Source organism: Streptomyces fructofermentans, from assembly GCF_014651055.1.
In the GTDB taxonomy this organism is placed as follows: Bacteria; Actinomycetota; Actinomycetes; order Streptomycetales; family Streptomycetaceae; genus Streptomyces; species Streptomyces fructofermentans.
Genome location: NZ_BMWD01000001.1, coordinates 560,908 through 577,769, shown reverse-complemented (window position 1 = coordinate 577,769; position 16,862 = coordinate 560,908). Strand labels below are relative to the sequence as shown.

Here is a 16,862-nt window from a genome sequence, read left to right as displayed (position 1 = left end):
CCCGCGCTTCTCTACACACTTGGCGAAAGTTCTTCCGGCGACCCGACCGCCGCCGACGCCGCCGACCGTCACGGGGCCACGGCGACGGGGCCGCTGCGGCGAATGGGTCGAGGGGGCTACGGCGACGGCTCGGCGCCGGGTGCCGAGGGCGGCCCCGCAACGTCCGGCGGTCCGGGCTCCGCCGCGAGCGCGGGCCCGGCCTCCGCCCCGGGGGGCGCGACCCCCTCCGCCGCCCGGCCCCGGTACTCGCCGCACTCGGTGTTCACGCAGGGGCCGCGGCCCCAGACGGGCACGAAGACCCCGAGGGTCTTGTGCCGGTGCACGACCGTCTCCACCGGCTGCTTGCAGACCGGACAAACGTATTCATCACTGGTCATGCCTCCAGGGTAGGGCGGGAGGAGCACCGCCGACAGGCGAGCCGCCCCGACGCCGACGCCCGGCGCCCCGCGCCCCGCCGGGACGCAGCAGCCGGCAGGGACACAGCCCGGCGGCGCGGCTGCGGCTGCGGCTGCGGCTGCGGCTGCGGGGTCAGCGTTTCCTGTCGTACGTCCGTACGACCGCGCCGTTCTTGAACGTGCGCACCTCTCCGAGCGAGAACTCGGCCACGGCGAACCCGGAGCCGAACATCGGCATCCCGGAGCCCAGCACGATGGGATACGTCTTGATCACGAGTTCGTCGATCTCGTCGATCAGCTCACCCGCGAGCGCGGAGCCGCCGCAGAGGTAGATGCCGAGCCCGTTGCCCTCCTCCGCCTTGAGCGCCCGGACGGTGCCGAGCAGGTCCTCGGAGACGACGGTGACGTTCGGGTCGGGCGACTCGCCGAGGGTGCGCGAGGCGACGTACTCGCGCATATGGGCGTACGGGCTGGTGACGCCCATCTCCATGGCGATGTCGTAGCTGACGCGCCCCTGGACGACCGTGTCGTACTTCCGGTTCGGCAGGTGGTCGAGGCCCATCGCGCGGCGACCGGGGGTCGAAATCGTCTCCGGATACTCCTCCTTGAGGAACGCGAGGAACTCCTCGTCCACGAAGGGGTACATCGCCTGTGCGTCGCCGCTCGGGTCGCCGATGAAGCCGTCGATCGAGCAGGCGATGAAATACGTGAGCTTTCGCAAGCCGGTCTCTTTCCGTCGGTTACGTTGACCACTCCATTCATAGTGCTTCACCTGTAGTGGTTGCAAGGGTATTGCCGGAACGCACGGCAGGAAGGCGCCCTGATCGGCGGTGGAGGGCGGCGTTCCGCGTCCGCAGCGCGCGGAGGCCCGGGCGGATGCCCTGCTTCGAAGGCCGGGCCTCGGTCGACCTCGGGCGAAGGCCGGGAGGCGAGCGCGCGCGGGCGGAGCCGGGAGGCGGCAGGCGCGGGCGCCCGGAGAGAACACCGGACGAGGGAGGCCGAGGGGACGCGAGAACGCGAGAGCGGAGGAACAGAGGAGCCGAGCAGCCGGGAAACCGAAGCGCTGGGCAGGTGGAGACCTGAGCAACTGGGGAGCTGGGGGAGCTGGGGGGTCGAGGCGCCGGGAGCTGAAGGGTGCTGCGGGGCGAGGCGGGACGCGGCCTCACCCGGCGGCGGCCGGGGCTGCCACCGGGTGACCCAACGCGTTCGCCGGTTACGCCCTGGGGTTCCGCCACATCGGCCACATCAGGGGCCCGGAGGGAAGTTCGAGCGGCTGGTCGACGGGGGCGAAGCCGAGCCGCTCGTACAGGTCGCGACTGCGGGCGCTGCTCGCCTCCAGGTACGCCGACAGCTCCTCGCGGTCGCAGCGGTCGAGCACGTGCTCGATGAGCGCCGTGCCGAGGCCCTCGCACTGCCGGCCGGGGGCCACGGCGATCATCCACAGGTATTCGTGGGCCCTGCCCTGCGGGTGGATCTCGGCCGTCAGCCGCGCGATCTGCTCGACCCTCGGGTTGCCCGGGTCGACGGCCTCCCGTATCAGGGCCGGGCCGTCGTCGCCGCCCCCGGCGCCGTCCCCCTCGTGCCCCTCGGCCGGTACGGAGAGCCACAGCGCACAGGCCGAACCGTCCTCGGCGAGGTCCACATAGCCCTCGTCCATCACCAGATCGAGGAAGGCCCCCATCAGCAGGGGGTGGGTCCGCCGCCGGTGCTCCGCGTCGGGAAAGACCCAGCTGCTCACCGGGTCGTTCTGGAACGCCTCGTCGAGAAGCCGTGTCACGGCCTCCCGATCGGCCTCGCCCGCTCTTCGGATCGCCACTCCCATGCCCCGCCCCTTCGCCTCAACTACGCATGCCTGTTCGGCCGTTGCAGCCTAGGCGATCACTTCTGGGCAGGGCGACGGGCCCCGCACACCGTGGGGATGTGCGGGGCCCGCCGTAACCGGAACCTCTTCGCCAGGCCGCGCCGTCAGGTACCGCACGACGAAGTGGGCTCCGGTGCCTCCGGGGCGGCACGGCCGCTGGAACCGTCCCGCCGGATGCGGTGTCCCGGACGAGGCACCGCACGTGGCACCGCGGGGTGGCATCGCCGGGCGACCCCGGTACACCGCGCCGCGGCAGGGTCCCCTCGGCTCCGGGCACCCTCGGCCGCCGCAACGCCGAACCGTTCACCGCGAGGCGGTCACCTGCGCGCTCGGCTCCTTCCCGCCGGAGCCGCCTCACGCCTTTCGCGCCTCACGCCTCCGACGCCGCACAGCTCAGGCTGCCTCGTCCCCGCGGGCACCGCACTGCGTCGACCGGCCGATCGCTGCATTCGTCCCACCCTTTCACTCCTCCTTCACGTGTCCCTCGTGATCGCGCCCCTCCGCCCCCTCCTCCCGTCCCGGCCGGCCCCCTCTCCCTCACCCACCTGCCTTCGCCCTGCTCGCAGCACTCCTTCCGCCGGCCCCCACCGCTCCCCGTGCACTCCTCCTCGGCCGCTCCCGGGCCGCGCCCGTTCCGTCTCTTCACCACTCCCGGCCGGTCCGTCCCCCGCGCCACCCCGGCCGCCCCTGCCGCTTCCCCCGAGCCGTGCTCTCCCTTCTCCGCTCCCTCCCTCTCCGCTCCCCCGGCCGTCTCCTCATCCACCGCTCCCCCGAGCGCGCTCCCCCTTCACCGCTCCCCCGAGCCGTGCTCTCCCTTCTCCGCTCCCGGCCTTAGCTGCTCCCGGTGCTCCTCCTCCGTGTTCCCGGTGCTCCTCCGTGTCCCGTCTCCGCTCACGCGTTCACGTCGTGCGCCGCGTCACGAACTCGGCGAGCGACAGCAGACCTCCCGCCGCTTCCGGGTCCGGGACCGCGCGCGACAAGTGGTGCAGGGCTCTGGCCATCCGGTCGGCCGCCTGGACCTGGGCCCAGTCACGCCCGCCCGCCCGCTCGACGGCGAGGACCGTGGCCTCCAGGTCGCCGTCGCGGTACGGAAGCCGGTACAGCTCGGCGAGTTCGGCCGCCGCCGGGGTGCCGGAGGTGAGCGCGGCGACCACGGGGAGGGACTTCTTGCGGGCCATGAGGTCCGCCCCGGCCGGCTTGCCGGTACGTCCCGGGTCCCCCCAGATGCCGATCACGTCGTCGATGAGCTGGAAGGCGAGCCCTGCCTCCCGGCCGAACGCGTCGAGCGCGTCGACGTCCTCCGCACCGGCGCCCGCGTACAGCCCTCCGATCGCGCACGCGCAGCCCAGCAGTGCCCCCGTCTTGGCCTCGGCCATCGTGAGCACCTCGTCGAGGGTCACGTCCTCGGGGCCCCGGCTCTCCAACGCGGTGTCCACGTGCTGCCCCTCGCACAGCTCGACGACGCAGGCGGCCAGCCGCGCGGCGGCGGCCGGGGCCGCCGGATGCGGGTCGTCGGCGAGCAGCCGGTGGGCCAGCGCCTGGAGCGAGTCCCCGGCGAGGACGGCGGCGGCGTCACCGAACACGGCCCATGCGGTCGGCCGGTGCCTGCGGGTGGTGTCCCGGTCCATCACGTCGTCGTGGAGCAGCGTGAAGTTGTGCACCAGCTCCACGGCCGCCGCCACCCGGGCGGCCGAGGCCTCCCGGCCGCCCAACGCGCGCACCGCGGCCAGGACGAGCGCGGGCCGGACGGCCTTGCCCGCGTTCCCCGCAGCCGGAGTGCCGTCCGCGTGCTCCCATCCGAAGTGGTAGAGCGCGACCCTTCGCATCGAACCGGGCAACGACTCGACGGCCCGGCGCAGTTCGGGGTCGACGGTCGTTCTCGCCCCGTCCAGGATCGCCGCCGCCTCCTGCCCGTCCGGGGGGCACTGCCACCCGTCGGGTGGACCGTGCCGCCCGTCCGGCACCCGGTGCCCGCCCCGCCCCTGGCCGGTGACGGCAGACAGCGGGCTCTGTCGCGTCTCCGTCATGGGGCCACCCGTCGATCCGGGACGAGGTGTGCGCGTCCTACGTCGGTCGCGCCACCGCGGTCGCGGCCTCCCGGGCCGGCCTCGGCGCGGGGCGGGCACACCGCACGCGGTGCGCGGGATGTCACCGCCATCGGCCGATCTCGACGTTCTCCAGGACTCCCAGCGCGTCGGGCACCAGGACCGCGGCCGAGTAGTACGTCGTCACGAGGTAGGACATGATCGCCTGCTCGCTGATGCCCATGAACCGCACGGACAGGCTGGGCTCGATCTCGTCCGGGATGCCCGCCTGCTGGAGTCCGACGACGCCCTGCTCGGCCTCGCCCGTACGCATCGCGATGATCGAGGTCGTCCTGGCCTCGGTGACCGGGATCTTGTTGCACGGGAAGATCGGCACCCCGCGCCAGGTGGGGATGCGGTTGCCGCCCACGTCGATGGTCTCTGGGACGAGCCCTCGCTTGTTGAGCTCGCGGCCGATCGCGGAGACGGCCCTCGGGTGGGCGAGCAGCAGCTTGGTGCCGCGCCGCCTGCTGAGCAGTTCGTCGAGGTCGTCGGGGCTCGGCACGCCGTCGTGCGGCTGGAGCCGCTGGTCGTACTCGCAGTTGTGGAGCAGTCCGAACTCCCGGTTGTTGACCAGTTCGTGCTCCTGGCGCTCCTTCAATGCCTCTACGGTGAGCCGCAATTGCTGCTCGGTCTGGTTCATCGGCTGGTTGTAGAGGTCGGCCACGCGGGTGTGGATGCGCAGCACGGTCTGGGCGACGCTCAGTTCGTACTCCCGGGGTGCCGCGTCGTAGTCGACGTAGGTCCCCGGGATGGCCTGCTCGCCGGTGTGGCCGGCGGCGAGGTCGATCTCCTTCTCGCCGAACTTGTTGGTGCGCTGCTCGGGGATCGCCCGGAGCTGCTGGAGGTGCTCGTGCAGGGACTCCGACCGCTCCGCGACCTGGTCGATGTCCCGGCGCGGCAGCGCGAGCACCGTGCAGGCCGTGACGGCGCGGGCCGTGTACTCCCAGATGGCCTCGGGGTCGGTGATCGCCTGCTCGCCGAAGTAGGCGCCGTCGGCGAGGACTCCGAGGACTGCGTCGTCCCCGTACGGACCCGTGCCGATCTTCTCGATCCTGCCGTGGGCCAGCAGGTAGACCTCTTCGGCCTGGCTGCCGAACGAGGCGAGCACCTCGCCCGGGGCGAACTCCCTCTGCTGGCAGCGCTGGGCCAGCTCACCGAGGACCTCCTGGTCCTCGTAGGTTCGCAGCGCCGGCAGTTCGCCGAGCTCCGCCGGGATGACCTGGACGCGGTCCCCGGTCTTCACGAAGGTGACCCGGCCGTCTCCCACTGAGTAGCTGAGCCTGCGGTTCACCCGGTACGTGCCGCCCTGCACATTCACCCACGGCAGCATGCGCAGCAGCCAGCGCGAGCTGATCTCCTGCATCTGCGGTGCCGACTTGGTGGTGGTGGCCAGGTTCCGCGCCGCGGATGTGCCGAGACTCTTCTGCGGCTGATCCTGGTCCGCGCGGATCTCTTCGCCTACCGACATGAAAACGTCCTCCCCATCGTGCATTGAGCTGCGACGACAAGCCTCCATCACGGAACGTGCTCGTGCTATTACACGAAAGAGCGGGAATGGATCTTCGACATCCGGGGCATGGAGAGCCTTTTCCGGCCTTCCGGACCCCCGCCGGCGGGCTTCGCGCGCCTCTGACGGCCCCGGCGACCCCTCACGCCCCGGGTGCCCCGCCACCGCCTCCGGACGGACAAGGTGCGAAACGGGGACGAACAGCGACGAACCAGCGCTCGCGGCCCGCCCGACCGATACCGAACGTGACCGAACGGGAACTCCAAGATCCGGTCGCTCGTTCAACAGTCGAGACGGACCACGACGAGGGGATTGCAATGGCAGGCTTTCTGGATCGCGCCAAAGAACAAGCACAGCGCGGCCTCACACAGGGCAAGCAGAAGCTCGACGACGTTCAGGCGCAGCGGGCGGGCGGCGATCTCCTGAAGAGCCTCGGCGCGGCCTATTACGCGGAGCGGCGCGGCAGCGGTTCGCCCCAGGCGACGCAGCAGGCCCTCCAGGCGCTGGAGAGCCACATCGCGACGCACGGCGACGGCTTCCTGCGCGCCTGACGCACCCGCCCACACGCGTGCGGCCCGCCCGCGGCGCCGCGGGCGCCCGTGGCAGTCATGGCGCTGATGCCACCGATGGCGTTCGCGGGTGCCTCCAGTGCCCGTCGCGCCCGGCCGGGATCGCCGTACGGGCGTCGCACCGCCCCGCCTTCGTCCCGTGCCGCTGACCGGATCGGCTCGCACACCGTGCGAAGAGGTGATCTCCGCCCGGGAGTTCGGGTACATGCAGCGGTACGAGGCGACTGCGACCGGCAGCCGTCGCGGCACGTGTGAGGAGGCGGTCATGGCCCCACCCATGTCCGCGAGCAGCATCCTGAGCCGACTCAGGTCGGAGGGGCTCACCGTCGTCGAGGTCGGCGACTGGGAGCACCACAACCGCAACCACAAGGGCCCGTGGGGCCCGGTCCACGGCGTGATGATCCACCACACGGTGACGTCGGGCAGCGCGCGCACGGTCGAGCTCTGCCGCGACGGCTACAGCGGGCTGCCCGGTCCGCTGTGCCACGGCGTCATCACCAAGGACGGCCGGGTGCATCTCGTCGGCCACGGACGGGCGAACCACGCGGGCCTCGGCGACGACGAGGTGCTGCGGGCGGTCATCGCGGAGAAGGCGCTCCCTCCGGACAACGAGGCGAACACCGACGGCAACCGCCATTTCTACGGCTTCGAGTGCGAGAACCTCGGCGACGGCGACGACCCCTGGCCCGGGGCCCAGCTGGAGGCCATCGAGCGGGCCGCGGCGGCCATCTGCCGTCACCACGGCTGGACGGAGCGCTCGGTGATCGGCCACCTCGAATGGCAGCCGGGCAAGATCGACCCGCGCGGCTTCACGATGGCCGCGATGCGCGGGCGCATCCGCGACCGCCTGAAGTGACGGCTCCCGCGGTGGCGACCGCGGAGCCGGTCTCGGCGTGCGCCACCGCGGGTCCGTCCGCCCCGGCCTCGCGCGGCTCCCGGACGCATGTCCGAGAATGGTCGCGTGACCAGCCACGACACACCGGAAGCACCGGTCCTCGGCAGCCTGCGGCCGCGCCTGCCGTCACCGCTGCTGGAGGTCGCGGACGAGCGTTTCGCCCGGCGCGGGCTCCGTCTGCTGCTCAAGCGGGACGACCTGATCCACCCGGACCTGGTCGGTAACAAGTGGCGCAAGCTGGCCCCCAACCTGCGGGCCGCCGAGGGCCGCACGGTCCTCACCTTCGGCGGCGCGTACTCCAACCACCTGCGGGCCACCGCGTCCGCGGGCCGGCTCCTCGGCCTGCCCACCGTCGGTGTGGTCCGCGGACAGGAGCTGGCCGACCGACCGCTCAACCCCTCACTGGCCCGGTGCGCGGCCGACGGCATGCGGCTCCACTTCGTCGACCGGTCGACGTACCGCCGCAAGGGCGAGCCGGACACCCTCGCCGCCCTGCTCGCCTCGGCCGGCGCCGCGGACGCGTACGTGGTGCCCGAGGGCGGCAGCAACTCCCTCGCCGTACGGGGCTGCGCGGCCCTCGGCGAGGAGCTGGCCGGGCACGGCGGTGTCGGTGTCGCAGCGGTCGCCTGCGGCACGGGCGGCACGCTCGCGGGCCTCGCCGCGGGCCTCGGACCGGGCGGGCGCGCTCTCGGCGTACCCGTCCTCAGGGGCGGCTTCCTCGGCGCCGAGGTACGAGCCCTCCAGGACGCGGCGTTCGGCGGCCCCCGGGGCGACTGGTGGCTCGACGACCGCTTCCACTTCGGCGGCTACGCCCGTACGACGCCCGGACTCGACGCGTTCGCGGCCGACTTCGAGCAGCGCCACGGCCTGCCGGTCGAGCGCCTCTATGTCGCCAAGTTGCTGTACGGACTTGTCGTCCTGGCGGACGAGGGCGCCTTCGAGCGGGGGACCGCGGTCGCCGCGGTCGTCACCGGAAGCCCCTTCCCGGCGCCCGCACCCTGATCCGCGGCGCGCGCTGCGCGTCGCCCCGGTTCATCCGGCCTCCCGGAACGCGGCCGCCTCCTCCAGGTCCAGCCTGCGCAGCAGGCTCCGCAGCATCTCGTCGTCGATGTAGCGCCCGTCCCTGAGCCTCACGAACATCTCCCGTTCGGCGCTGATCATCTCGCGGGACAGCCGCCGGTACGTGTCGTCGACGGACTCCCCCGTCACCGGGTTCGCCGTGCCGAGCCGCTCCCACACGGCGTTGCGGCGCCGCTCCAGCACGGAGCGGAGCCGGTCGCCGAGCGGGGCGGGCAGGGCGTTGCGCTCGTCCGCGAGCAGTTCGTCGAGCCGCTGCTCGGCCACCTGGGACGCCTGGGCCTGGGCGTTCGCCTCGGCGAGCGTCTCGGCCTGCGCGTCGCGCCCTGGCAGCTTCAGCATGTGGATCAGCGGGGGCAGCGTCAGCCCCTGCACGACCAGCGTCCCGATCACCGTCGTGAAGGTCAGGAAGAGGATCATGTTGCGGCCGGGGAAGTCCTCGCCGTCGTCCATGGCGAGCGGGATCGAGAAGGCGATGGCGAGCGACACCACGCCCCGCATCCCCGCCCAGCCGATGATGAAGGGCGCCTTCCAGGTGGGGTTGTCCTCGCGTTCCCTGATCCGCCGGGACAGCATCCGCGGCAGGAAGGTCGCGGGGTAGACCCAGACGAAGCGGGCCGCGACGACCACGACGAAGAGGGTGAACGCGTACACGGCCGCCTCCGTCCCCTCGTAGTCCCCGAGGCCCTTGAGGACGACCGGCAGTTGGAGCCCGATCAGCGCGAACACCGACGCCTCCAGGATGAACGCGACCATCTTCCACACCGCCTCCTCCTGGAGCCGCGTGGCGAAGTCGACCTCCCAGTTGCGGTGCCCCAGGTAGAGCGCGACGACGACCACGGCGAGCACTCCGGAGGCGTGCACCTGTTCGGCGACGGCGTACGCGAAGAACGGGATCAGCAACGACAGGGAGTTCTGCAGCAGCGGCTCCCTCAGATGGGTGCGCAGCCAGTGGATCGGCACCATCAGGACGAGCCCGATCCCGATGCCGCCGAGGGCCGCCACCAGGAACTCCGTGATTCCCCCGGCCCAGGTGGCCCCCTCGCCCACGGCCGCGGCGAGCGCCACCTTGAAGGCGGTGATGGCGGTGGCGTCGTTCACCAGCGACTCGCCCTGCAGAATCGTCGTGAGCCGCGAGGGCAGGCCGACCCGGCGGGCCACGGCGGTGGCCGCCACGGCGTCCGGCGGCGCTACGACCGCCCCGAGGACCAGCGCCGCCGTGAGCGACAGGTCGGGCACGATCAGATAGGCGGCCCAGCCGACGACGAGCGTCGCGAAGAGCACGTAGCCGACCGACAGCAGCGCGACGGGCCGGAACTGCGCGCGCAGGTCGAGGTAGGAGCTGTCCGTGGCCGCCGTGTACAGCAGCGGGGGCAACAGGAGCGGCAGCACCACATGGGGGTCGAGCGTGTAGTCGGGCACCCCGGGCAGGTAGGAGACGGCCAGACCCGCCGTGACCACCAGCAGCGGCGCGGGCACGGGGGTGCGCCGGGCCAGCCCGGCGACCACGACACTGCCCGCGATCAGCAGGAGGAGGGGCATCTCATGCATCGACTTCGGCCCGCCTTCGTTTCTGCGCGGATTCCCGCACGCCCGACGTAATCTGGCAATCATGAAACAGTGCACGCACGCCGACGCGCTGCCACAGCCCGAACCGGCGCCTCGTAGTGACACCTGTCTCGAGTGCCTGGCCGCGGGCACGAACCCCGTGCACCTGCGCCTCTGCCTGGGCTGCGGTCACGTGGGCTGCTGCGACTCGTCGCCGCTGCGGCACGGAACGGAGCACTTCGAGGAGACGGGGCATCCGATCATGCGCACCTTCGAGCCGGGCGAGAGCTGGCGCTGGTGCTTCGTCGACCATGTACTCGTGTGACGCCGGATCCGGACGGTTCGACCGTCTGACGTCTGGGTACGTCAACCCGGCGCGCGCTCTTCCCAATTGGGCCCGCAGACCCCTAGCCACTGTGCGTATACGCAGGTTTACTATGAGTGACAGCAAGGGGTTGGGGTCCCGGGGACAGGAAACCTGAGAGCGCGGTAGCGTCACCGCTGAACCACGTTGCGCGTTAACCCGGGGGGAGACCCTCGGACCCCGAAACAGCTTGTACCACCTTGGAGGTGAGGGTGTCCCAGATCGCAGGCGAGCCCGCGACCCAGGACTTCGTGGAAGTCCGGCTGCCGGCTGCGGGTGCCTACCTGTCGGTGCTGCGCACGGCCACGGCCGGCCTCGCGGCGCGTTTGGACTTCACCCTCGACGAGATCGAGGACTTGCGCATCGCCGTGGACGAGGCGTGCGCGATCCTGTTGCAACAGGCGGTGCCGGGCTCCGTGCTCAGCTGTGTCTTCCGTCTGATCGACGACTCGCTCGAGGTGACGGTCTCGGCCCCCACCACGGACGGCCACGCCCCTTCGCGGGACACCTTCGCCTGGACCGTGCTGTCGGCCCTGGCGGGCAAGGTCTCCTCCTCCGTGGCCGACGACAAAACCGTTTCGATCAGCCTCTACAAACAGCGCGGCGCGGGACCCGGGCCGGCGTGAGGAACGGGGACGGGCCGGTGCGGGACGAAGAGCGCGGCACACGGGAGCCTCCCGCCGAGGGCGCGGTCGGCCCCGGCGGGCCGCGGCGCCTGTCGGAGGGTGTCGACGGCATTCCCGAGCAGCAGGCCAGACCGCACCCGGAGAACCACTCCTCGGCGGCCCAGGCGTCCCGGGGGGACCCGATCGGCAAGGACGAGCGCGAAGCGCTCTCCGGCAGTGACGGGCGACAGGATCCAGACGTTGCCGCGCAGTGGGGGTCCCCCCGGACGGAGTCTGGGGGAGCGTCCTCGGAAGGGCGGCGGCGCGTGACGGGCGGGATCATGAGCGAGCAGCACGAGCACGAGCGAAATGCCGACAACGACGCGTCGGGCGCACACCACAACCCCCACGACCGCAGCGGGGCGCGGGCGAAGTTCATCGAGCTGCGCGAGATGAAGGACGGCAGCCCGGAGTACGCGGAGCTGCGCAACCAGCTCGTCCGCATGCATCTGCCGCTCGTCGAGCACCTCGCGCGCCGTTTCCGCAACCGCGGCGAGCCGCTGGACGACCTCACGCAGGTCGCCACCATCGGCCTGATCAAGTCGGTGGACCGCTTCGACCCGGAGCGCGGCGTCGAGTTCTCGACGTACGCGACTCCGACGGTGGTCGGCGAGATCAAGCGCCACTTCCGCGACAAGGGCTGGGCGGTCCGGGTGCCGCGCCGGCTCCAGGAACTGCGGCTCGCCCTGACCACGGCGACCGCGGAGCTCTCGCAGCAGCACGGCCGCTCCCCCACCGTGCACGAGCTGGCCGAGAAGCTGGCCATCTCGGAGGAGGAGGTCCTGGAGGGCCTGGAGTCGGCGAACGCGTACTCCACGCTCTCCCTCGACGTCCCCGACACGGACGACGAGTCCCCGGCGGTCGCGGACACGCTGGGCTCCGAGGACGAGGCCCTGGAGGGAGTCGAGTACCGCGAGTCCCTGAAGCCGCTCCTGGAGGACCTGCCGCCCCGCGAGAAGCGGATCCTGCTCCTGCGCTTCTTCGCCAACATGACCCAGTCGCAGATCGCGCAGGAGGTCGGCATCTCCCAGATGCACGTCTCCCGACTGCTGGCGCGCACGCTGGCCCAGCTCCGCGAGAAGCTCCTCGTCGAGGAGTAGCACCGCCCGTGGCCCATGGCCGCGGCACGCGGGACCGCGCCCCGTCAGGGGCGCGGAAGCCGCCGCACGACCCGTCGGGAACGACGGCCGGCGCTCCGGGCGGACAGCCCGGCGGCAACCGTTCTCCGTCCGGCCAGCTCCCGACGACCCGGAGGCAGCCGCCCGGCAGCGCGCCTCGGGCACGGCGGAGGGTTCCGTACGCCTCGGCCCAGGTGCCGGCCCTCCCGCGTCAGCTCTCGCGCTTCGGGTCCCGCGCCCCGCCCGGCCCGGTGATCCCGAGGGCGCGCGTCGTCTCGGGGTTCACGACCAGGACCAGGGTCGCGACCGCCACCACCGCCAGCGCGATCCCGCCGGGAATGGCCAGGCTGTCGGCCTGGAGCAGGTTGTACGCGACGGGCAGCGCCATGAGCTGCGTGATGATCGCGGGACCCCGGCTCCAGCTCCGGCGCAGCAGCAGTCCGCGCGCCGCCAGCAGGGGCAGCAGCGCGAGCACGATCAGCGTCACGCCACCGGTGACGGCCTGCCTGCGGCCGTCAGGGTCTCCGGTGAAGCCCAGCACGAGCATGTAGAGACCGCCCGCGAGGACGGCGAGACCCTCCAGCGCGGCCAGTGCCGCCGCGGCGGTCAGCCGCCTGGGACGGGGTTCGGCGTCGGGGGTTTCCGGGGTGGGGTTCGGCTCAGCGCTCACCCCAGCAGGGTAGCCCTCGGCCTCCGCCCGACGCGGGCCCCGGGTACGACTCCGGACACGGCGGCCGTACGTTCCGAGCCGCGGCCCGGCGCATCCCCACCGCGGCCCGAGCGGGGCCCGAGCACGGCCCGAGTACGACCCCAGCGGCGCCCGAGCGGGGACACGGGCGCGGGCCGGGGCCGCCGCCCAGCCGCGGCCCGGCACCCCGGGCGGGCGCGGCCCGGCACCCCGGGCGGGCGCAGCTCGGCACCCCGGGCGTCGCGGGCGGTCACGGCCGGGACCGGGCCGTGACCGCCCGGTCCGGGACCCTGCCGGCACGGCACTCCGAGCCCGGGCCCGAGGGCCGCTGACGGACAGCTGACGGGCCGCCGCCGGACCGCGGACGACCCGTACCAATCCGTCCCGATTGTGCGGGGGCTCACACCGCGCATCCCCGTCCGACCCTCACCTCGGTATGGGCCGAGTACCACGCGGTAGGTACGCTGCATCGCATGCGTGCACTTCTCGTGGTCAATCCGGCAGCAACCACCACAAGCGCGCGCACGCGTGATGTCTTGATCCACGCGTTGGCCAGCGAGATGAAACTCGAGGCGGTCACCACCGAGTACCGCGGGCACGCGAGAGACCTCGGCCGGCAGGCGGCGGAGAGCAAGGACGTCGAGCTGGTGGTCGCCCTCGGCGGCGACGGCACGGTGAACGAGGTCGTGAACGGCCTGCTGCACAACGGGCCCGACCCGGACCGGCTGCCCGGCCTCGCGGTCGTCCCCGGAGGTTCCACCAACGTCTTCGCGCGCGCCCTGGGTCTGCCCAACGACCCGGTGGAGGCGACCGGCGCCCTCCTCGACGCACTGCGCGAGGGCCGGGAGCGCACGGTGGGCCTCGGCCTCACGGCCGGCGTCCCGGGCAGTGAGGACGACGGCGTCCCTGCCCGCTGGTTCACCTTCAACGCCGGTCTGGGATTCGACGCGGGCGTGGTCGGCCGGGTCGAACAGCAGCGCGAGCAGGGCAAGCGCTCGACGCACTCCCTCTATCTGCGTCAGGCCATGCGCCAGTTCTTCGGGGAGCCCCACCGGCGCCAGGGGACCATCAGTCTGGAGCGGCCGGGCGCGGACCCGGTGACCAGTCTGGTGCTGTCCATAGTCTGCAACACCTCTCCGTGGACGTATCTGGGCAATCGCCCGGTGTACGCCTCACCTAAGGCCTCGTTCGATACCGGCCTCGACGTACTCGGCCTCAGCCGCATGTCGACGACCGCTGTCGCCCGGTATGGCACCCAGTTGCTCACTTCGTCCCCCGACCGGGGACCCCACGGCAAGCACGCGTTGTCCCTGCACGACCTGACGGACTTCACCTTGCATTCGAAGGTCCCACTCCCCCTCCAGATGGACGGCGACCACCTCGGACTGCGTACGAGCGTCGCGTTCACAGGCGTTCGCCGTGCACTGCGTGTGATTGTGTGAGCGGAAGGGGCCAAACTCCTTCCACTCGAACGTTTAGGCCAGGGTCCACCCCATGGAAGTACGGCTGTGACCTAGTCGACACCGAGGAATCAAAAAAAACTTTCCTGAAGGGGTTGTATCCGCCGCTGAGGTTTGCGAGTCTCTACGTGGCGCTCGGGGCGGCCCGCAACATCGGCCCCGCAGAGCACCGGAACCCCTCCTCACATCAAGGACCACGCCAGTCCGTCTGGTAGTCGGCCCTTCACTTGTTGAGGGATTCGTGAAAGCGTTCACATTCACAAGCAACGTGCATGTAATACCAAGGAGAGGTAGCAGCCATGGACTGGCGTCACAACGCCGTTTGCCGCGAGGAAGACCCCGAGCTCTTCTTCCCCATCGGCAACACCGGTCCTGCGCTGCTGCAGATCGAGGAAGCCAAGGCCGTCTGCCGTCGCTGCCCCGTCATGGAGCAGTGCCTGCAGTGGGCGCTCGAGTCCGGCCAGGACTCGGGCGTCTGGGGTGGTCTCAGCGAGGACGAGCGCCGCGCCATGAAGCGCCGCGCCGCCCGCAACCGGGCACGTCAGGCCTCCGCCTGACAACCCGCCCCACACGAGCCTGAGCTTGGCGGCGCGTACAGCGAGTACGCACATCCCGCCCCCGAGCCGCAGCGCGCAGTACCCCCGACGCACTCGACTCCGCTCGAGCGGGACACAGCCCCACAGCAAACGAGCACTCTGAGCCCCGGACCGCAAATGGTCCGGGGCTCATTGCTGTGCCCGAGTCGCCGCGCCCGGGCCGATCGCCCCACCGGACGCGCCGCCGGCGGCGGGACCGCCGCAGGCCCGACGCCTTCGACGCCGCATCACTCCGGCCCCGGTCCGGAGGGGTCGTGGACGACCCCGGCGGAGGACCCTTGCGCACGACGGTCACACAGAGTATTCACGAATGGGGAGCACACTTCACCCCAAGGGCACGCGTTACTTGTGGGCTCGTACCGGAATGTCCAGAACGACCTGCGTGCCCCGCTCAGGAGCCGGCACCATGTCGAAGGTGCCGCCCAACTCGCCCTCCACCAGAGTGCGAACGATTTGAAGGCCCAGGTTGCCCGAACGGTGCGGATCGAAGCCTTCGGGGAGGCCGACGCCGTCGTCCTGCACGGTGACGAGGAGGCGGGGCTCCTTCGAACCGCCGCCGCGGACCGCCGACACCTCCACCGTGCCGCGGTCGCCCTCGCGGAAACCGTGCTCCAGCGCGTTCTGCAGGATCTCGGTGAGGACCATCGAGAGCGGTGTCGCCACCTCGGCGTCGAGTATGCCGAAGCGACCGGTGCGCCGGCCCGTGACCTTGCCCGGCGAGATCTCGGCGACCATCGCCAGCACCCGGTCGGCGATCTCGTCGAACTCCACGCGCTCGTCCAGGTTCTGCGAGAGCGTCTCGTGCACGATCGCGATCGACCCGACGCGGCGCACGGCTTCCTCCAGCGCCTCACGGCCCCGCTCCGAGTCGATGCGGCGGGCCTGGAGGCGCAGCAGGGCGGCGACCGTCTGGAGGTTGTTCTTCACCCGGTGGTGGATCTCCCGGATGGTGGCGTCCTTGGTGATCAACTCGCGCTCGCGGCGGCGCAGTTCGGTGACGTCGCGCAGTAGTACGAGCGAACCGACGCGGGTGCCCTTGGGCTTGAGCGGGATCGCGCGAAGCTGGATGACTCCCTCGTTGCTCTCGATCTCGAACTCCCGGGGCGCCCACCCGCTGGCCACCTTGGCGAGGGCCTCGTCCACCGGGCCGCGCGTCGGGGCGAGTTCCGCGGTGGTCAGGCCGAAGTGGTGGCCGACCAGGTCGGCGGCGAGACCCAGCCGGTGGTAGGCGGACAGGGCGTTCGGCGAGGCGTATTGGACGATGCCGTCTGCGTCGAGCCGGATCAGGCCGTCCCCCACGCGCGGCGAGGCGTCCATGTCGACCTGCTGGTCGGGGAACGGGAAGGAGCCCGCCGCGATCATCTGGGCGAGGTCGGAAGCGCTCTGGAGATAGGTGAGTTCGAGCCGTGACGGGGTGCGCACGGTGAGCAGGTTGGTGTTGCGGGCGATGACGCCCAGGACGCGGCCCTCCCTGCGTACGGGGATGGACTCGACCCGTACGGGAACCTCCTCGCGCCACTCCGGGTCGCCCTCGCGCACGATGCGGCCCTCGTCCAGGGCGGCGTCGAGCATCGGGCGGCGGCCGCGCGGGACGAGGTGTCCGACCATGTCGTCCTGGTACGAGGTGGGGCCCGTGTTGGGCCTCATCTGGGCGACCGAGACATAGCGGGTGCCGTCGCGTGTGGGGACCCACAGGACGAGGTCGGCGAAGGACAGGTCGGAGAGCAGCTGCCACTCCGAGACCAGCAGATGGAGCCACTCGAGGTCGGAGTCACCGAGCGCGGTGTGCTGGCGGACGAGGTCGTTCATGGAGGGCACGTGTGCGAGCGTACCCGGGAGTTCGGACATGGCCCGAAATAGGCGCCGCCGCGGTGGTCCGGAAGCGGCTCCAAGGCCCCGGGAACACCCGCGGGCCGCGGCGCCTGGGAGGGACCCTCAGCCCTCCCGGCACCGCAGCCCGGAGCAACAACGGCCGCGGGGTGTGCGGTCCCATTCGGCCGAAGGGTGAGGATCCGGCGCAGTCAGGGCAGAG

Annotated in this window: 16 protein-coding genes; 8 read left to right on the top strand and 8 right to left on the bottom strand. The window is 71.8% G+C overall.

Annotated elements, in window-relative coordinates; all coding sequences use genetic code 11:
- Nucleotides 1-116 precede the first annotated feature (116 nt).
- The 5 genes from IE265_RS02400 to IE265_RS02380 form a co-directional block, all read right to left on the bottom strand.
- Nucleotides 117-377 carry a hypothetical protein gene (locus IE265_RS02400; RefSeq protein ID WP_190033574.1) on the bottom strand — a complete coding sequence of 87 codons (261 nt, stop codon included), beginning with the start codon at nucleotides 375-377 and terminating at the stop codon, nucleotides 117-119.
- 151 nt (nucleotides 378-528) lie between these two features.
- Entirely contained in the window at nucleotides 529-1,116 is a 588-nt protein-coding gene (locus IE265_RS02395; RefSeq protein ID WP_190033573.1) for a dihydrofolate reductase family protein, read from the bottom strand.
- Nucleotides 1,117-1,608: 492 nt separating this feature from the next.
- Nucleotides 1,609-2,217 carry a GNAT family N-acetyltransferase gene (locus IE265_RS02390; RefSeq protein ID WP_190033572.1) on the bottom strand — a complete coding sequence of 203 codons (609 nt, stop codon included), beginning with the start codon at nucleotides 2,215-2,217 and terminating at the stop codon, nucleotides 1,609-1,611.
- Nucleotides 2,218-3,155: 938 nt separating this feature from the next.
- Nucleotides 3,156-4,283: a family 2 encapsulin nanocompartment cargo protein polyprenyl transferase gene (locus IE265_RS02385; RefSeq protein WP_190033571.1), complete on the bottom strand. Its 1,128-nt coding sequence runs from the start codon at nucleotides 4,281-4,283 to the stop codon at nucleotides 3,156-3,158.
- A gap of 121 nt (nucleotides 4,284-4,404) precedes the next feature.
- Nucleotides 4,405-5,811: a family 2B encapsulin nanocompartment shell protein gene (locus tag IE265_RS02380; RefSeq protein WP_190033570.1), complete on the bottom strand. Its 1,407-nt coding sequence runs from the start codon at nucleotides 5,809-5,811 to the stop codon at nucleotides 4,405-4,407.
- Between the two features lie 356 nt (nucleotides 5,812-6,167).
- Between IE265_RS02380 and IE265_RS02375 the strand changes: the two genes are divergently transcribed.
- The 3 genes from IE265_RS02375 to IE265_RS02365 all read left to right on the top strand — a co-directional run bounded on the left by IE265_RS02375 (nucleotide 6,168) and on the right by IE265_RS02365 (nucleotide 8,316).
- Complete coding sequence (locus IE265_RS02375; protein ID WP_190033750.1) at nucleotides 6,168-6,401, top strand: hypothetical protein; 234 nt, start codon at nucleotides 6,168-6,170, stop codon at nucleotides 6,399-6,401.
- A 283-nt stretch (nucleotides 6,402-6,684) separates the two neighbouring features.
- Nucleotides 6,685-7,275 (top strand): N-acetylmuramoyl-L-alanine amidase, encoded by a 591-nt coding sequence (locus IE265_RS02370; protein WP_190033569.1) that lies wholly within the window; start codon nucleotides 6,685-6,687, stop codon nucleotides 7,273-7,275.
- 87 nt (nucleotides 7,276-7,362) lie between these two features.
- The gene (locus IE265_RS02365; RefSeq protein WP_190033568.1) at nucleotides 7,363-8,316 is read left to right on the top strand and encodes a 1-aminocyclopropane-1-carboxylate deaminase/D-cysteine desulfhydrase; all 954 of its coding nucleotides are present in this window, start codon (nucleotides 7,363-7,365) and stop codon (nucleotides 8,314-8,316) included.
- Between the two features lie 30 nt (nucleotides 8,317-8,346).
- On the opposite strand, the gene IE265_RS02360 is transcribed toward IE265_RS02365, so the two are convergent.
- Nucleotides 8,347-9,942 carry a Na+/H+ antiporter gene (locus IE265_RS02360; RefSeq protein ID WP_190033567.1) on the bottom strand — a complete coding sequence of 532 codons (1,596 nt, stop codon included), beginning with the start codon at nucleotides 9,940-9,942 and terminating at the stop codon, nucleotides 8,347-8,349.
- Between the two features lie 61 nt (nucleotides 9,943-10,003).
- Here IE265_RS02360 and IE265_RS02355 point away from each other — a divergent pair, with 61 nt between their 5' ends.
- The 3 genes from IE265_RS02355 to IE265_RS02345 all read left to right on the top strand — a co-directional run bounded on the left by IE265_RS02355 (nucleotide 10,004) and on the right by IE265_RS02345 (nucleotide 12,068).
- On the top strand, nucleotides 10,004-10,264 hold the full coding sequence (locus IE265_RS02355; protein ID WP_190033566.1) for a UBP-type zinc finger domain-containing protein: 261 nt from the start codon (nucleotides 10,004-10,006) through the stop codon (nucleotides 10,262-10,264).
- 251 nt (nucleotides 10,265-10,515) lie between these two features.
- Nucleotides 10,516-10,929 carry an ATP-binding protein gene (locus IE265_RS02350; RefSeq protein ID WP_033320057.1) on the top strand — a complete coding sequence of 138 codons (414 nt, stop codon included), beginning with the start codon at nucleotides 10,516-10,518 and terminating at the stop codon, nucleotides 10,927-10,929.
- The gene (locus tag IE265_RS02345) at nucleotides 10,926-12,068 is read left to right on the top strand and encodes an RNA polymerase sigma factor SigF (RefSeq protein ID WP_190033565.1); all 1,143 of its coding nucleotides are present in this window, start codon (nucleotides 10,926-10,928) and stop codon (nucleotides 12,066-12,068) included. Before IE265_RS02350 ends, IE265_RS02345 begins: the two co-directional genes overlap by 4 nt.
- Before the next feature lie 229 nt (nucleotides 12,069-12,297).
- Here the strand turns inward: IE265_RS02345 and IE265_RS02340 are convergent, their stop codons facing one another.
- Nucleotides 12,298-12,756, bottom strand: coding sequence for a hypothetical protein (locus IE265_RS02340; RefSeq protein ID WP_190033564.1), 459 nt, complete (start codon nucleotides 12,754-12,756; stop codon nucleotides 12,298-12,300).
- Nucleotides 12,757-13,247: 491 nt separating this feature from the next.
- Between IE265_RS02340 and IE265_RS02335 the strand changes: the two genes are divergently transcribed.
- Together IE265_RS02335 and IE265_RS02330 are read left to right on the top strand one after the other, a co-directional pair.
- Entirely contained in the window at nucleotides 13,248-14,216 is a 969-nt protein-coding gene (locus IE265_RS02335; protein WP_190033563.1) for a diacylglycerol/lipid kinase family protein, read from the top strand.
- 317 nt (nucleotides 14,217-14,533) lie between these two features.
- Nucleotides 14,534-14,791, top strand: coding sequence for a WhiB family transcriptional regulator (locus tag IE265_RS02330; protein WP_016639615.1), 258 nt, complete (start codon nucleotides 14,534-14,536; stop codon nucleotides 14,789-14,791).
- Nucleotides 14,792-15,172: 381 nt separating this feature from the next.
- Here the strand turns inward: IE265_RS02330 and IE265_RS02325 are convergent, their stop codons facing one another.
- A complete protein-coding gene (locus tag IE265_RS02325; RefSeq protein ID WP_190033749.1) occupies nucleotides 15,173-16,639 on the bottom strand; it encodes a sensor histidine kinase in 1,467 nt (488 codons plus the stop codon).
- Between the last annotated feature and the right edge of the window lie 223 nt (nucleotides 16,640-16,862).